Annotated in this window: 14 protein-coding genes and 1 pseudogene; 12 read left to right on the top strand and 3 right to left on the bottom strand. The window is 59.6% G+C overall.

What is annotated here, in order from left to right; translation table 11 throughout:
- The first annotated feature begins 4 nt into the window (after window positions 1-4).
- The 5 genes and pseudogenes from ASD99_RS26495 to ASD99_RS34400 form a co-directional block, all read left to right on the top strand.
- Entirely contained in the window at window positions 5-352 is a 348-nt protein-coding gene (locus tag ASD99_RS26495) for a DUF6867 family protein (RefSeq protein ID WP_057145392.1), read from the top strand.
- A 137-nt stretch (window positions 353-489) separates the two neighbouring features.
- Window positions 490-1,608, top strand: a complete 1,119-nt coding sequence (locus ASD99_RS26490) for a branched-chain amino acid ABC transporter substrate-binding protein (protein WP_056586314.1) — start codon at window positions 490-492, stop codon at window positions 1,606-1,608.
- A 296-nt stretch (window positions 1,609-1,904) separates the two neighbouring features.
- Window positions 1,905-5,363 carry a pyruvate carboxylase gene (gene pyc / locus ASD99_RS26485; RefSeq protein ID WP_056586316.1) on the top strand — a complete coding sequence of 1,153 codons (3,459 nt, stop codon included), beginning with the start codon at window positions 1,905-1,907 and terminating at the stop codon, window positions 5,361-5,363.
- Between the two features lie 156 nt (window positions 5,364-5,519).
- A complete protein-coding gene (locus ASD99_RS26480; protein ID WP_027027312.1) occupies window positions 5,520-5,780 on the top strand; it encodes a DUF2312 domain-containing protein in 261 nt (86 codons plus the stop codon).
- A 122-nt stretch (window positions 5,781-5,902) separates the two neighbouring features.
- Window positions 5,903-6,156 (top strand): annotated as a pseudogene (locus tag ASD99_RS34400) (IS630 family transposase); the annotation flags it as partial.
- A 131-nt stretch (window positions 6,157-6,287) separates the two neighbouring features.
- On the opposite strand, the gene ASD99_RS26475 reads toward ASD99_RS34400, so the two are convergent.
- Both ASD99_RS26475 and ASD99_RS26470 read right to left on the bottom strand, forming a co-directional pair.
- Complete coding sequence (locus tag ASD99_RS26475; protein ID WP_082583429.1) at window positions 6,288-6,653, bottom strand: DUF982 domain-containing protein; 366 nt, start codon at window positions 6,651-6,653, stop codon at window positions 6,288-6,290.
- Between the two features lie 336 nt (window positions 6,654-6,989).
- Window positions 6,990-7,760, bottom strand: a complete 771-nt coding sequence (locus ASD99_RS26470; protein WP_244497910.1) for a Crp/Fnr family transcriptional regulator — start codon at window positions 7,758-7,760, stop codon at window positions 6,990-6,992.
- A gap of 336 nt (window positions 7,761-8,096) precedes the next feature.
- Here ASD99_RS26470 and ASD99_RS26465 point away from each other — a divergent pair, with 336 nt between their 5' ends.
- Window positions 8,097-8,429: a hypothetical protein gene (locus ASD99_RS26465; protein ID WP_156389083.1), complete on the top strand. Its 333-nt coding sequence runs from the start codon at window positions 8,097-8,099 to the stop codon at window positions 8,427-8,429.
- 81 nt (window positions 8,430-8,510) lie between these two features.
- Here ASD99_RS26465 and ASD99_RS33680 read toward each other — a convergent pair whose 3' ends face one another.
- Window positions 8,511-8,732 carry a hypothetical protein gene (locus ASD99_RS33680; protein ID WP_200951046.1) on the bottom strand — a complete coding sequence of 74 codons (222 nt, stop codon included), beginning with the start codon at window positions 8,730-8,732 and terminating at the stop codon, window positions 8,511-8,513.
- A gap of 924 nt (window positions 8,733-9,656) precedes the next feature.
- On the opposite strand from ASD99_RS33680, the gene ASD99_RS26460 reads away from it, so the two are divergent.
- The 6 genes from ASD99_RS26460 to ASD99_RS26435 all read left to right on the top strand — a co-directional run bounded on the left by ASD99_RS26460 (window position 9,657) and on the right by ASD99_RS26435 (window position 14,103).
- Window positions 9,657-10,610, top strand: a complete 954-nt coding sequence (locus ASD99_RS26460; RefSeq protein ID WP_244497908.1) for an ABC transporter substrate-binding protein — start codon at window positions 9,657-9,659, stop codon at window positions 10,608-10,610.
- A complete protein-coding gene (locus ASD99_RS26455) occupies window positions 10,607-11,434 on the top strand; it encodes an ABC transporter ATP-binding protein (RefSeq protein WP_244482839.1) in 828 nt (275 codons plus the stop codon). Before ASD99_RS26460 ends, ASD99_RS26455 begins: the two co-directional genes overlap by 4 nt.
- Entirely contained in the window at window positions 11,431-12,198 is a 768-nt protein-coding gene (locus tag ASD99_RS26450; protein ID WP_056586323.1) for an ABC transporter permease, read from the top strand. The genes ASD99_RS26455 and ASD99_RS26450 overlap by 4 nt, the downstream gene beginning before the upstream one ends.
- Before the next feature lie 210 nt (window positions 12,199-12,408).
- Window positions 12,409-12,735 (top strand): hypothetical protein, encoded by a 327-nt coding sequence (locus ASD99_RS32795; RefSeq protein ID WP_200951045.1) that lies wholly within the window; start codon window positions 12,409-12,411, stop codon window positions 12,733-12,735.
- Window positions 12,732-13,421: a dienelactone hydrolase family protein gene (locus ASD99_RS26440; protein ID WP_057145387.1), complete on the top strand. Its 690-nt coding sequence runs from the start codon at window positions 12,732-12,734 to the stop codon at window positions 13,419-13,421. The genes ASD99_RS32795 and ASD99_RS26440 overlap by 4 nt, the downstream gene beginning before the upstream one ends.
- Window positions 13,405-14,103 carry a phosphoribosyltransferase gene (locus tag ASD99_RS26435; RefSeq protein WP_320410786.1) on the top strand — a complete coding sequence of 233 codons (699 nt, stop codon included), beginning with the start codon at window positions 13,405-13,407 and terminating at the stop codon, window positions 14,101-14,103. The genes ASD99_RS26440 and ASD99_RS26435 overlap by 17 nt, the downstream gene beginning before the upstream one ends.
- Window positions 14,104-14,359 lie beyond the last annotated feature (256 nt).

Below are 14,359 nucleotides of genomic sequence, written 5' to 3'. Positions count from 1 at the left end.
CACCATGCAGGGCATACTCTACGAGGAGCCGTCGATCTGGCAGTTCTTCTTCGTCACCTGTCTGCTGGGCGGCTGGGCGGCGTGGATGACCGGCAAGGCCAGCGCCCAGACATGGCGCAGCTTCATCCAGCTGTTCGCCTACATGCTGGGCCTCGGCCTCGGCATCCGATTCATCCATCACGCGCTGTTCGGCGGCACGATGTTCTCGCTGCACTACTACATCGTCGACACCATCGTACTGATGATCCTCGGCTTCGTCGGCTATCAATACACGCGCACCAACCAGATGGTGACACAGTATAATTGGCTCTACGAAAGAGCTTCAATCTTGAGCTGGAAACCGAAAGGTTGACGTTCATCATTAACGTCGCTTCGGAATTGAATCGGCGTGACAAGTGCCTGAAAATCGGCAAACTATGCTTTCTGCGATAAGGGTGGGCATCGCATGAAAGCTTCATCCACGCCCACTCCGTAAATGGGAGCGTTTAAATGAAAAAGTCACTTTTGTCCGCCGTCGCCCTGACCGCGCTCGTCGCGTTCAATGGTGCCGCGTGGGCTGACGTAATGATGGGCGTCGCCGGCCCGATCACCGGCCCGAACGCGGCCTTCGGCGCGCAGCTGCAGAAGGGTGCGGAAGCGGCTGTCGCCGACATCAATGCCAAGGGCGGCATCAACGGCGAGCAGATCAAGCTCGAAGTCGGCGACGACGTCTCCGATCCGAAGCAGGGCATCTCGGTCGCCAACAAGTTCGTCGGTGACGGCGTCAAGTTCGTGGTCGGCCACTTCAACTCCGGCGTCTCGATTCCGGCATCGGAAGTCTATGCGGAAAACGGCATCGTCGAAGTGACGCCGGCCGCGACCAACCCGCAATTCACCGAGCGCGGCCTGTGGAACGTGTTCCGCACCTGCGGACGCGATGACCAGCAGGGCAGCATCGCCGGCGCCTATCTCGCCGCGAACTTCAAGGACGCCAAGATCGCCGTCGTGCACGACAAGACCACCTATGGTCAGGGCCTCGCCGACGAAACCAAGAAGGCGATGAATGCCGCCGGCGTGACGGAAGTCATGTACGAAGGCATCAACGTCGGCGACAAGGACTTCTCGGCACTGATCGCCAAGATGAAGGAAGCCGGCGTTTCCATCATCTATTGGGGCGGCCTGCACACCGAAGCCGGCCTGATCATCCGTCAGGCGGCCGACCAGGGCCTCAAGGCGACGTTGGTTTCCGGCGATGGCATCGTGTCGAACGAGCTGGCTTCCATCGCGGGCGACGCGGTTGCGGGCACGCTCAACACGTTCGGCCCCGATCCGCGCCTGATCCCCGCCAACAAGGAACTCGTCGAGAAGTTCCGCGCGCAAGGCTTCGAGCCGGAAGCCTATACGCTCTACTCCTACGCTGCCGTTCAGGCGATCGCCGAAGCAGCGACCGCTGCCAAGTCAAACGACCCGCAGGCAGTTGCCAAGGCGCTGCATGAAAACGGCCCGTTCAAGACCGTGCTCGGCGACCTGTCCTATGACGCCAAGGGCGATCCGACGCTGCCCGGCTACGTCATGTACGAATGGAAGAAGGGCGACGACGGCAAGTACACCTACATCCAGAAGATGTAAGCTCGTCAGTCTCGATTTCTACAGAATGCCCGGCGCCTCGCGCCGGGCATTTTTCTTTGAGCCGCGTTTGCGTTCAGAGGGTCCGAAAGCCGATACGGCCGGGCCTTTAGCCGGAAAATGATCATGCCTTGAACGGCAGTGCCGGCCGCCTTCTTTGCGTGTTCGGATGAATGCGACGGAGTTTTGTCGCAAAGATTCCATTTCAATCGGTTTAAACGTGCGTCAATTTTGTTTGCACTGCAGCATTTTCACGCTAATCATTGCGCCGATTTCTCATCGTCGCTGGAGCCCAGTCCTTGGCCATCACGAAGATCCTCGTCGCCAACCGGTCCGAAATCGCCATTCGCGTTTTTCGCGCGGCCAACGAACTCGGCCTCAAGACCGTGGCGATCTGGGCGGAGGAGGACAAGTACTCCCTGCACCGCTTCAAGGCCGACGAGAGCTACCAGGTCGGACGTGGGCCACATCTGACCCGGGACATGGGACCGATCGAAAGCTATCTGTCGATCGAGGAGGTGATCCGCGTCGCCAGGCTTTCGGGCGCCGATGCCATTCATCCCGGCTACGGGCTGTTGTCGGAAAGCCCCGAATTCGCCGACGCCTGTGCCGAGGCCGGCATCACCTTCATCGGGCCGAAGCCGGACACGATGCGCCGGCTCGGCAACAAGGTCGCGGCACGCAATCTCGCCATCGAGGTCGGCGTGCCGGTGATCCCCGCCACCGATCCGTTGCCGGACGACATGGACGCGGTCAAGAAACTGGCCAAGGAAATCGGCTACCCCGTGATGTTGAAGGCATCATGGGGTGGCGGCGGCCGTGGCATGCGCGCCATCCGCGCCGAAGCCGACCTTGCCCGCGAGGTTACGGAAGGCAAGCGTGAGGCGAAAGCGGCCTTCGGCAAGGACGAGGTCTATCTCGAAAAGCTGATCGAGCGCGCCCGACATGTCGAGGTGCAGGTGCTGGGCGACACGCATGGCAATGCCGTGCACCTGTTCGAGCGCGACTGCTCGATCCAGCGCCGCAACCAGAAGGTCGTCGAACGGGCGCCGGCGCCATATCTTGAAATGTCGCAGCGCGAGGAGCTCTGCGGCCATGCGCTGAAGATCGCCCGCGAGACCAGCTATATCGGCGCCGGCACGGTCGAGTTCCTGCAGGACGCCGACACCGGCAAATTCTACTTCATCGAGGTCAACCCGCGCATCCAGGTCGAGCACACCGTCACCGAGCAGGTGACCGGCATCGACATCGTCAAGGCGCAGATCCATATCCTCGACGGCTTTGCCATCGGCACGCCGGAATCGGGCGTGCCGGCACAGAAGGACATCAGGCTGAACGGCCACGCCTTGCAGTGCCGCATCACCACGGAAGACCCCGAACACAACTTCATCCCGGACTACGGCCGCATCACCGCCTATCGCGGCGCGACGGGTTTCGGCATCCGCCTCGACGGCGGCACCGCCTATTCGGGCGCGGTCATCACCCGCTTCTACGATCCGCTGCTGGAGAAGGTGACGGCGTGGGCGCCGACGCCGGCCGAGACCATCGCCCGCATGAACCGGGCACTGCGCGAATTCCGCATCCGCGGCGTCGCCACCAATTTGACCTTCCTCGAAGCGATCATCAACCACCCGAGCTTCGCCGACAATTCCTACACGACCAAGTTCATTGACACGACGCCGGAGCTGTTCCAGCAGGTCAAGCGGCAGGACCGTGCGACCAAGCTGCTCAACTACCTGGCCGACGTGTCTGTCAACGGCCATCCCGAGACGCGCGGCCGGCCGCAGCCGAAGGCCGATGCGGCCGCACCCGTGGTGCCCTATCTCAACGGCAACGTACCGGGCGGCAGCAAGCAGAAGCTCGACGTGCTGGGCCCGCAGAAATTCGCCGCCTGGATGCGAGATCGCAAAGAGGTGCTGGTCACTGACACGACGATGCGCGACGGCCATCAATCGCTGCTGGCGACGCGCATGCGCACGCATGACATTGCCGGCATAGCGGGGACCTATGCGCGTGCCCTGCCGCAGCTTCTGTCACTCGAATGCTGGGGCGGCGCGACCTTCGACGTCGCCATGCGCTTTCTCACCGAGGATCCATGGGAGCGGCTGTCGCTGGTGCGCGAGGCTGCGCCCAATCTTTTGCTGCAGATGCTGCTGCGCGGCGCCAACGGTGTCGGCTACACCAATTATCCCGACAATGTCGTGCAGCATTTTGTCAGCCAAGCAGCGGCCGGCGGCATCGACCTGTTCCGCGTCTTCGACTGCCTGAACTGGGTCGAGAACATGCGCGTCGCCATGGATGCGGTCGGCGCCGAGGGCAAGCTGATCGAAGCGGCGATCTGCTATACCGGCGATATCCTCGATCCGGCGCGGGCGAAATACGACCTCAAATATTATGTCGGCCTGACCAGGGAACTGCAGGCGGCCGGCGCCCACATCATCGCCGTCAAGGATATGGCCGGGCTATTGAAGCCTGCCGCGGCTCGGGTGCTGTTCAAGGCGCTGCGCGAGGCGACCGACCTGCCGATCCATTTCCACACGCATGACACGTCAGGCCTGTCGGCGGCGACGGTGTTGGCGGCGGTCGACAGCGGCGTCGATGCCATCGACGCGGCGATGGATTCGCTGTCGGGCAACACCTCGCAGCCATGCCTCGGCTCCATCGTCGAGGCGCTGAAGGGCACCCAACGCGACCCGGGTCTCGACCCGCAATGGATCAGGAAAATTTCGTTCTACTGGGAGGCGGTGCGCAACCAGTACGCTGCCTTTGAAAGCGACCTCAAAGGGCCGGCCTCGGAAGTCTATCTGCACGAGATGCCGGGCGGACAGTTCACCAACCTGAAGGAACAGGCGCGCTCGCTCGGGTTGGAGACGCGTTGGCACGAAGTGGCGCAGACCTATCACGACGTCAATCTGATGTTCGGCGACATCGTCAAGGTGACACCGTCGTCCAAGGTTGTCGGTGACATGGCATTGATGATGGTCAGCCAGGATCTGACCGTCGCCGATGTCGAAAATCCCGACAGGGATATAGCCTTCCCGGACTCGGTCGTCTCGATGCTGCGCGGCGATCTCGGCCAGTCGCCCGGCGGCTGGCCGGCGGCGCTGCAGAAGAAGGCGCTGAAGGGCGACAGGCCGATCACGGTGCGGCCCGGGTCGCTGCTCAAGGCAGCCGACCTCAAGGCCAGCCGCAAGGAGATCGAGGAGAAGCTCGAGCGCAAGCTTTCGGAGTTCGAATTCGCCTCGTGGCTGATGTATCCCAAAGTGTTTACGGATTTCGCCGGCGCGCAGGAAACCTACGGTCCGGTCAGCGTCCTGCCGACGCCGACCTATTTCTACGGCATGAAACCGGAAGACGAGATCTTCGTCGACATCGAGAAGGGCAAGACGCTGGTGGTGCGGTGCCTTGGCATCGGCGATGTCGACGAGAAGGGCATGGCCACCGTGTTCTTCGAACTCAACGGCCAGCCGCGCCGTGTGAAGGTGCCCGACCGGGCGCACGGCGCGTCCGCCGCCAAGGCCCGCCGCAAGGCCGAGCCTGGCAACGAGGCGCATGTCGGTGCACCCATGCCGGGCGTCGTCTCGGGGCTTTCGGTAGCCGCCGGCCAGGCGGTCAAGGCCGGTGACGTGCTGCTTTCCATCGAAGCGATGAAGATGGAGACGGCGTTGCATGCCGAGCGCGACGGCACGGTCGCCGAGGTGCTGGTCAAGGCCGGCGACCAGATCGATGCCAAGGATTTGCTGATCGCCTTCAATTGAGAGCTCGCAAAACGGACTGGCTGTCGACTTCTGGCGGCAGCCCTTGTGACTTGGTCGATAACAGCTTGACCCGCCGTCGCCGGTCGGGCATCGAACCGGCTCAAATTTGCCGCAGCAGTTCCCGAGTCGCGGCGCAGTAACGATGTGGAGAAAAACATGGCCGACGATATCACCGAGACCAGCCAGACTGTTGCCGCCGGCCAGCTGCGTGCCTTCATCGAGCGCATAGAGCGGCTCGAGGAAGAGAAGAAGACCATTTCAGACGACATCAAGGAAGTGTTCGCCGAGGCCAAGGGCACCGGCTTCGACACCAAGGCGATGCGCACGATCATCCGGCTGCGCAAGAAGGACCAGGCCGAGCGGCAGGAAGAGGAAACCATCCTCGATCTGTACAAGGCCGCACTCGGAATGGTGTAAGTTTCACTCATCTGTGGAGCGATCTTGTCGCGCCATTCTGTGCGGCGTAGGATTCTCACAGCTGCTGGTTTGTGGTTCAAGATGCTGGTTGAACGGAGCCAGCATCTGAAGGCGCGAGCCCCATAGAACGATCTTCGCGACTTGAAGTTAGCGCAGTGGGCGCAGGCGAGAGCTGCCGTGTGAAGGCATCTCGCTGTTGCGTTGCTGTTTCCTCGGGGTGAATTGGTCGCAGCGGTACCGTTCCACAGGGTCGATGGCGCCTGGCAAGATGGGAGGGCACCGCAAGCGTGTTCTGGAAGCTCCTCGAACCTTCATCGTGGAGAGGATCAATCGGACCTCTGATCTGACGCTACATCGGCTGAAAGAGGCGTTGGCCGTGCTTCGGGGTCCTCGAAGGATCGGGGCGGGCGATCACAGTGAAGGTGATGGTGGCGGAAGCCGAGGTGCTCGATAGCGTATAACGGACGATGACCGCCTCGGCCGCCGCACTGACGTAGTAACGTCAGCTCAAGTTCGTCGCAGGGATTCCGGCGAACCCTCTGATCGAAGTTTCGCTCTCTCGTTCTTGACTGTCTTTCGCAGCACACCGCCGGGGCCAGCTTTAGTGTCTTTCCCCAAAGGCGGAGGCGTCGCGACGTTCTCAAGAATCTTCACCGATTTGGCGAAACTGACGAAAGCATCGTGGGCGATTGAAACGCGTATTTGACCGTTGGAAGCACAGTCGCACGCACGAACGACCGTGTCGTAAATCGGCCCTCTGCGGCCCTTGGGCCATTCTTCCAAGAAGTTTAATGCGTCGATCAGGCTGCTGATTTCTTCCCTGACCTTCCCGTTCTTGACGAAAATGGGACGGTCGAAAATCCGGTCTTTCATGGATCTTCTCCCTTTGATTGAATGATCGACCCCAAGATTTTCAGTCTCTCAGGAAAATGAACGGCAGCGTTGATCCCTATCAATGAGGGTGAAATTCGTGGCTGCAAATTGCCAAACGCGGATGTTCAGCATGCAATTCTCGACGAGCTCTTCCCGCTTCAGTGCTGGCGGTGAGCTTGGCAGTGTCCTATCGTCCGCTCGCGAACTTGGGATCGTTGCGGTTGCTCTCGTGGTTCGGGCGCGGGCAGCTTAAGGCTTGGCAACTTCCGCGACGACCACCCGCTGGGCTTGGCGAAAAGACCTGCCGGAGGTCGTCACACAGACCAGTGATTCGGATCAATGAAATCCCGTACTTCTTGGAAGTCCATTCGCGGCCGCTAGCCTCTCATAGGGAGATCGACTTGATTGAGCTGCTATTGCTGGCCGGATCGAAAGGTCGTCGCGACCCGACATCCTGACGAGTTGTCTCTTGTTGAGGATCTCAAAATCCTGCGCATTGCGGATTTTGATGATGCCGCGGCGGCTCATCTCGTGAATGACGCGACTGATGGTTTCCCCGGTTGTCCCAAGATAGCTGGCCATGTCACGGCGACTGATAGGTAAGTGGATCGAGAGGTTCGCACCAGAGACCCATTCGTCTGGTTCGCCACGACGACAAAGCATCAACAAGAAACTCGCAACTCGCTCCGGCATCGTCTGGCAGCCAAGCAGCAGCATCCAATTGCGCGCTGCGTCCAGTTCATCCAGTGTGTTCAGCATCAGTTGATGCTCGAGTTCAGGAAAACGCTCCGTCAATCTCTCAAAGGCGCGCCGCTCATAACAACAAAGGATCACATCGGACGCCGCCTCAATGGCGTAGTCGGAAAGGCCTCCGAAGACGCGGCCGAAGAAGTCTGAGCGAAACAGCAGGCCGACGAGTTGCTGGCGTCCGTCTTCCAACGACTTCTGCATGCGCAACACGCCGGACACGACGATGCCGACAAAGGATGTAGCCTCCATCTCGGCAAGCACCGTTTCGCCGAGTCGATAGGTCCGGTGATGGGACAGCCTGGCGAGTTCCCTCTGTAAGTCGACATTGACCCTGCTGCAGAGCGAGGTTTTGCGCACGGCGCATCGATCACAGGGCGTCAGAGCTCGGAGGAAAGGCAAGGGTTCCATAGCATTCTCCAACTCACGGTTGTGCCAAAGAGGGACCTCAAAATAGAGCCGACCAGAAAATCAAGTTCGAAAAACACTTCTAAGGCAGCCTAAAGCCAAAACTCGTCCTAGTTTCCATTGTCGTCTTTGTTCTGGATCAAATTGAAATCAGCTGTGCTTCAGTGGCACCGCCACAGGCGCCGGAATTGGATTGGACAGCAGGGGATATACGGCCTAGTATTTTTCGGTCGGGAACATTCAGACCAAAAAAGAGCACTTTTAGGGACCAGATCGTGTGATCGCTATGTGGCACATGCCAACGTCGCTCGCTTTCACGAGATGCTTTCTCACAAACTAAGCCCGGAACAGCGGCATGTCGTTGAGGGTCTGCTTGCAAAGGAAGAGCTAAGGCTCCTGGTTCTCGAAGCATCAGAGGAAAGCGCGTTTCGCTCGGGTCTCAAACTGGTCGCCGCGGCGCTCTCGACGCATCACGCCGGCGAAACGATTTCAACCAAATCCACGATCGAAGCCGTGCGATGGGCTTGGCCGGACTGCAACGAAAACGACGATGAATTGACCGCATGCGTCGTGCAGTATGCAAAGGAACGGCAATTGGTTGTCCTCTTTGACGCGCGGTAGGCGAGCCAGCCCGGTCCTTGGAAGTTGGTCCCGTCGAGCTTCAACTCATTTTTTGCGACAGGGATTAGCTCAGATTATTTCTCAAGTCAGATGCGGTGATTGCACAACGGCAAAAATACCACGATTCTCCAACTCTTCGTTGACGTCATTCGGCAATGGCCGGCAACCACAATGCACGGCATGTTTCAAATGCCAAACCAGTCCTTCATCCGAGGTGCGGAGTTGCGGTGGCTCGTTCGACAGGTGCCATTTCAAGTTTATTTTGGCCTGCCTTGATGGAAAGCGAATTGCTTCGTGAAACATCGGCCCGCTCCCTTTGTTTGAACAACGGTACCGGCTGAAGTCGAATGCGTCGTTGATCCACGTCAAGAGTCATCGCGATGAGTGTTGTGACATGTAAGGGATCGAACAGCGTCGCTCGCTCCGCAAAGCGTCGGTGGCAGGGGCGGCCAGTTGCTTTTCGCTTGATCCCAACAGGATGCGAATGCGAATGGACAGGTCTTTGACGACCGAGCCCGCACTTTGTGGTCCGTCGCGACACCGCCGGAAACAAATCGGCACAGATCGAATGGAAGACCATCGGACCCGACGGCGGCACTTCGTAGAATCCCCTAAGGGTACAACCGAATTGTTGGGCAGGCGCTTTTGCGCTGAAGTTCAAGGCGCAACGACGTCCCCATCTTCAATTGAAGTGCCTGATGGTTGTCGGACGTCAACTCAACGATAGGCCGACATGGGAGTGGTCTGATGTTCTGCGCACACCTGACATCCAAAGCTATCGCAATCGCAGCCTCTTTTTGCAGAGGGCCACTCATTGCAAGCGCACTGCAAGGGCTTGTGACAGATCTGTTCGACCCGTACCGGCCCGAGCTTTACTATATGCGCGGGCCAGGACCGAGATGGCATAAGAAGCACGCTCGTGACAATGCATTGCTTACGTGGGAACGCGATCGAGGTTTCTGATGATCCGGCTGTACACTGGCCAACAGTTGATCGGTATCAATGCGTCGACAGGGTCGGTCCCTATGGATTGGCGCCTACGTGTCATAGGGCTCAAAGCATTGGAGGGAAATCGTGCTCGGAGAGCTGCACCGGCGCGTTGAGAGCGTGCTTTGGGCTGTCCTCAGGATCCTCCGCCGGACGCCGCGCCCATTGATTGGCCGGATAGAAATCCACACGGGTCGACGCATTTCGTTGTCCCCCTCGCACCTTCAGCCTCGGCGGTTGTTGGCGCTGACGGCCGTGGGCGTGTTGGCGTTTGCAACATCGACGGCTTGCGGGGAGGGCATCACCCTGCGAGTTGGTCATTTTCCGAACATCACCCATGTTCAGGCGCTGGTCGCCAGAAATTTTGAGCGGCAGGGCCGGAGCTGGTTTGCGCCGCGCATCGGCCAGGATGTCAAGGTCGAATGGTACGCTTACAATGCCGGTCCGAGCGCCATGGAAGCGATCTTTGCTGGAAGCCTCGACCTTGCCTATGTTGGACCGAATCCGGCTATCAATGCTTATGCACGCTCTGACGGGCAGGAAATTCGCGTGATCGCCGGAGCGGTAAACGGAGGATCGGCACTCGTTGTGCAGCCCGATTCGAACCTCGCCGCCCCATCGGACTTTCGCGGTAAACGGATCGGCACCCCTCAGTTCGGAAATACGCAGGATGTCGCTGCGCGGGCTTGGCTCATGGTAGGTGGACTGCGGATCACGCAGACTGGCGGCGACGCGCTGGTCCTACCGACGGCCAATCCTGATCAGCTGGCGCTATTCAAGACCAGACAACTCGATGCCGTTTGGACCGTTGAGCCGTGGGTAACGCGCCTTGAGCAAGAAGCCGGTGGCAAGGTGTTGGTGGAGGAGAAGAATGCAGTTACGACCATCCTCGTGTCGCGTGCTGAGTTTCTATCGTCGCATCGGAAGACTGTAGCTCGCTTCGCAGCCGCCCACCGGGATCTGACTGACTGGATCAACCAGAATCCTGCCGAAGCCCAGCGCATGGTCAGGGAGGAACTCAGGCTCCAGTTCAGGACCGACATGGCGCCGGAGCTTATAGCACGTGCGTGGTCGCGTTTGACGGTGACCAGCGACATCTCGCTTGAAGCTTTGCAGAGATTTGTCAGCAGCGCTCAGCAAGTCGGCTTCCTGCATGCCGTACCCGACTTATCTCGTCTTCTTGACGTTCCATGAACATGGCTGAAGCGCAATGGCAGGGCGTGATGCCCGAGCATGCCTCTGGAGCATCAAGCAAGCTCATCGTGGAAAGCGTGTCGAAGTGGTTCCGCACTCCGCGGGCAACCGTACACGCACTCGACAGCATTTCGATGCAGGTCGCGGCGGGCGAAGTCGTTTGCCTTGTCGGGCCGAGCGGTTGTGGCAAGTCAACGCTCCTCGATATCATTGCCGGGCTGACCAAGCCGGACTCTGGACACGTGCTTGCCGACGGTCACCTGGTTACTGGTCCCGGGCGGCAGCGGTTGGTCGTGTTCCAGGAGCCGTCGCTGTTTCCGTGGCTGGACGTGTTCGGCAACGTCATGTTCGGCCTGAAACTCTGCCCCGAGCTCACCAATGATGGGCGGCGCGAGATTGCACACCGGTTCCTTGGCTTGGTCGGACTGGAGAAATTCGAGCGGGTGCATGTTCACGAATTGTCGGGTGGCATGAAACAGCGCGTGGCTTTGGCGCGCGCCCTTGCCGCTGATCCACAAGTGCTTCTTATGGATGAGCCGTTTGGCGCGCTCGATGCGATGACCCGGGAGCATCTCTACGACGACGTTCAGCGCATCTGGCGCGACGCCGGCAAGACGATTGTTTTTGTCACTCACAACATGCGTGAGGCAGTCTGCCTGGGTGATCGGGTACTGCTCATGTCGCAGGCGCCGGGAAAGATTATCCAGGCGTTTGACATTCCGTTGCCGCGGCCGCGAAGCATCTATGACGTCGAACTGGTTGGGTACGCCGCGCGCATCGCCGATGCCCTTCGCGGCACAGTAGGAGGAGGGGTGCCTGAATGAGGCGTATTGTTGTCCCCTCACTCTTTTTCATGGCCTTGCTGGGAATTTGGGGCATCGCTGCTGGCAGCGGGCGGTGGTCGCCCGTTCTGTTTCCATCGCCATGGAGCGTTGCTGAGTATCTTTGGGGAGCTCTGTTGGATGGGACTCTTGTCGAGGCGATTTTTGTCACGATGAAGCGGCTTCTGGCTGGCTATGCGATCGGCTTGCTGATCGGTTTGCCGCTAGGGTTGCTCACCAGTTCTTCACAAATGCTGGAGGACACGATTGGAGCGCTAGCGCTCGGGCTCCAGACGTTGCCGAGTGTATGTTGGGTACCCCTCGCACTTCTGTGGTTCGGCCAGACCGAAGGCGCGATGCTGTTCGTGGTCGTCATGGGAACTGTTTGGTCCGTTATCATCGCCACCGACCATGGCGCACGCACAATTCCGCCGATCTATGCCCGCGCGGCGCGAACCATGGGATCGCAGGGGCTGCATCTGTGGACCAGGGTGATGCTGCCTGCATCCTTGCCGTTCCTGGTGAGCGGCATGAAGCAAGGTTGGGCTTTCGCGTGGCGTTCGCTGATGGCGGCAGAGATTTATGTGACCATCCTGACGGGATTTGGCCTTGGTCAACTGCTGCACTATGGGCGGGAGCTGCAGGCGATGGATCAGGTAATCGGCGCCATGGCGATGATCGTGATCATCGGGTCGTTGGCCGACAGAATTCTGTTTTCGCCTTGGGAGCGATTTCTTCACCGGCGTTGGGGAACGAATGTCGAGTAACCCACGGAAGGGGCGGCCTTGTGATCGCAGCGAGGTCGATCGTCAACTTTCGTCGCCTTGTTCGCCAAGTCTTGCAGGCAGCATTCACATTCATTGATCGGCATCAATGCCGCGCTCGGCGTCTCATGAATAGGTGCAGCGTGTAGGCACTACTATGGACTTTGCATCGGACCGACAGGCGTCGTCCCGCAAGCCTAGGGATTGAATTCGATGGCAGCGATTGATTTCGAAGAGGCCTTGAACGACCCAGCATCGGTTTTTGGTCAGCCGGAGAATGTCTTGGCGCCAACAACGCTATCAAAGGAACAGAAGTTCGAGATCCTCCGTCGCTGGCAGTACAATGCGGAAGAAGAGGCCGTCGCTCTCGAGGAAGGCATGCCTGGCGAAGAGACTGACGTGCTGCGTCAAGTTCTGGTCGCACTTGGAACCCTCGCCGGCCCCATTGATGTCGAACATCGTGCGCCCTCGAAGCAGCACGGCCAACCGCAAAGCTCTGTCACGGTCCCGAAATTAGACCGACCTGGAGCGAAGCGGTGAGCAGGAGTCCCAAATCGTACCCCAGCGATCGCGCGGAAGTCGCCGAGGTTTTGATCCCTCCGATTGGATTGGTCGGATCGCTGCGCATTCCGCAACAGTCACGTGGCATCATTGCCTTCGCTCACGGCAGCGGTTCAAGCCGGTTCAGCCCGCGCAACACCTATGTGGCGGAAGCCCTCAATCATGCCGGATTTGCCACTTTGCTGTTTGATTTGCTGACGAAGGACGAAGAGGCGGACAGATCCAATGTTTTCGACATCCCGCTGCTCGCAGAACGCCTGACTACGACCTTGAATTGGACCTTCGCGGACCCGCGGACGGATAAATTGCCAGTGGGATTGTTTGGCGCAAGCACTGGTGCCGCAGCCGCCCTCGTTTCGGCCGCGGCGCTCGGAGACAGGATAGGCGCGGTCGTGTCGCGCGGCGGACGACCAGATATGGCGGCGGCTGCACTCGAAGAGGTGCGTGCGCCGACATTGCTGATTGTCGGCGGCAACGACCAGGATGTTCTTGCGCTGAACAGATCGGCGCTGGCGCGTCTCACCTGTCCCAAGGAGTTGAAGGTTATTCCGGGCGCGAGTCATCTTTTTTCAGAATCTGGTGCGCTCGATGCTGTTGTCGCCGAGGCAAGCGCGTGGTTCACGCGCCACCTCTCGCCGGCAGCCCGCCATGCGAGAGAAGGTTGATCCCATGCCGTTCGCAGATCGCTCCGAGGCAGGAAAACGGCTGGGCAAGGCCCTTGATCGCTATCGAGGCGACAATGTCGTGGTACTGGCCTTGCCTCGCGGCGGCGTACCGGTGGCGGCGGAGGTTGCCTCCTATCTGGAGGCTCCTCTTGACCTGCTTCTGGTGCGTAAGATCGGGGTACCAACCCACCCCGAACTTGCCATGGGCGCGATCATCGACGGCGATGATCCCATCGTTGTGCGCAACGCAGATGTCATTCGCCTTGCCTGGGTGTCGGCGGCAGAGTTTGACAAGTCATGCGAGAGGGAACTCGCTGAAATCGAACGTCGACGTCGCCTTTATGCTGGCAATCGCCACCCTCTCGATGTCAAGAGCCGGATTGCCATCATTGTCGACGACGGGATAGCAACAGGCGCGACCGTTCGGGCTGCGATCCGTGGCTTACGGCGACGCAAGCCCTGCAGCATCGTAGTGGCGGTTCCGGTGGCCCCGCCTGAGACGATCGAGGCGCTGAGGAAAGAGGCCGACGATGTCGTCTGTCTTGAAGAGCCCGAATTCTTTCAGGCGATCGGTCTTTATTATCGCGATTTCCATCAATTGAGAGATCAGGACGTGATCGCCTTGATGGACGCCGCACAGGCAAGGGTGTCCGCGGGAACGCCCCCTGCGGTCGATAAATAGTGGCTCAGCCATATTCCTGACCGTTGCGTGGACCGCGCCCATGATTGAGATCAGCGCTGGAAGCGGCCGACGATTTCCGTGAAAGCCAGGACATGGGGCTGTAGCGCTGCCACGACCTATCCGCGCAGGTCCAGGATTTTATGCGAGACGCTCACTCTTGAAGCTCGAGCAGAGACCCGGATCGTCTGTTGACGTGAATCAAAATGCCTTTGAGTGCCTGTGCTAGCATTCAAATGTCTAGGTGTGGCGACAACGC

The sequence above is a fragment of the Mesorhizobium sp. Root695 genome (genome assembly GCF_001428185.1).
In the GTDB taxonomy this organism is placed as follows: Bacteria; Pseudomonadota; Alphaproteobacteria; order Rhizobiales; family Rhizobiaceae; genus Mesorhizobium.
This window is presented reverse-complemented; position numbering and strand designations above follow the sequence as displayed.

Excerpts from the sequence above, each read along its gene's own strand:
- ASD99_RS26495 (WP_057145392.1), top strand. The coding sequence starts at position 5 with ATGCAGGGCATACTCTACGAGGAGCCGTCGATCTGGCAGTTCTTCTTC.
- ASD99_RS26490 (WP_056586314.1), top strand. The coding sequence starts at position 490 with ATGAAAAAGTCACTTTTGTCCGCCGTCGCCCTGACCGCGCTCGTCGCG.
- ASD99_RS26480 (WP_027027312.1), top strand. The coding sequence starts at position 5,520 with ATGGCCGACGATATCACCGAGACCAGCCAGACTGTTGCCGCCGGCCAG.
- ASD99_RS26475 (WP_082583429.1), bottom strand. The coding sequence starts at position 6,653 with ATGAAAGACCGGATTTTCGACCGTCCCATTTTCGTCAAGAACGGGAAG.
- ASD99_RS33680 (WP_200951046.1), bottom strand. The coding sequence starts at position 8,732 with ATGTTTCACGAAGCAATTCGCTTTCCATCAAGGCAGGCCAAAATAAAC.
- ASD99_RS26455 (WP_244482839.1), top strand. The coding sequence starts at position 10,607 with ATGAACATGGCTGAAGCGCAATGGCAGGGCGTGATGCCCGAGCATGCC.
- ASD99_RS26450 (WP_056586323.1), top strand. The coding sequence starts at position 11,431 with ATGAGGCGTATTGTTGTCCCCTCACTCTTTTTCATGGCCTTGCTGGGA.
- ASD99_RS32795 (WP_200951045.1), top strand. The coding sequence starts at position 12,409 with ATGGCAGCGATTGATTTCGAAGAGGCCTTGAACGACCCAGCATCGGTT.
- ASD99_RS26435 (WP_320410786.1), top strand. The coding sequence starts at position 13,405 with ATGCGAGAGAAGGTTGATCCCATGCCGTTCGCAGATCGCTCCGAGGCA.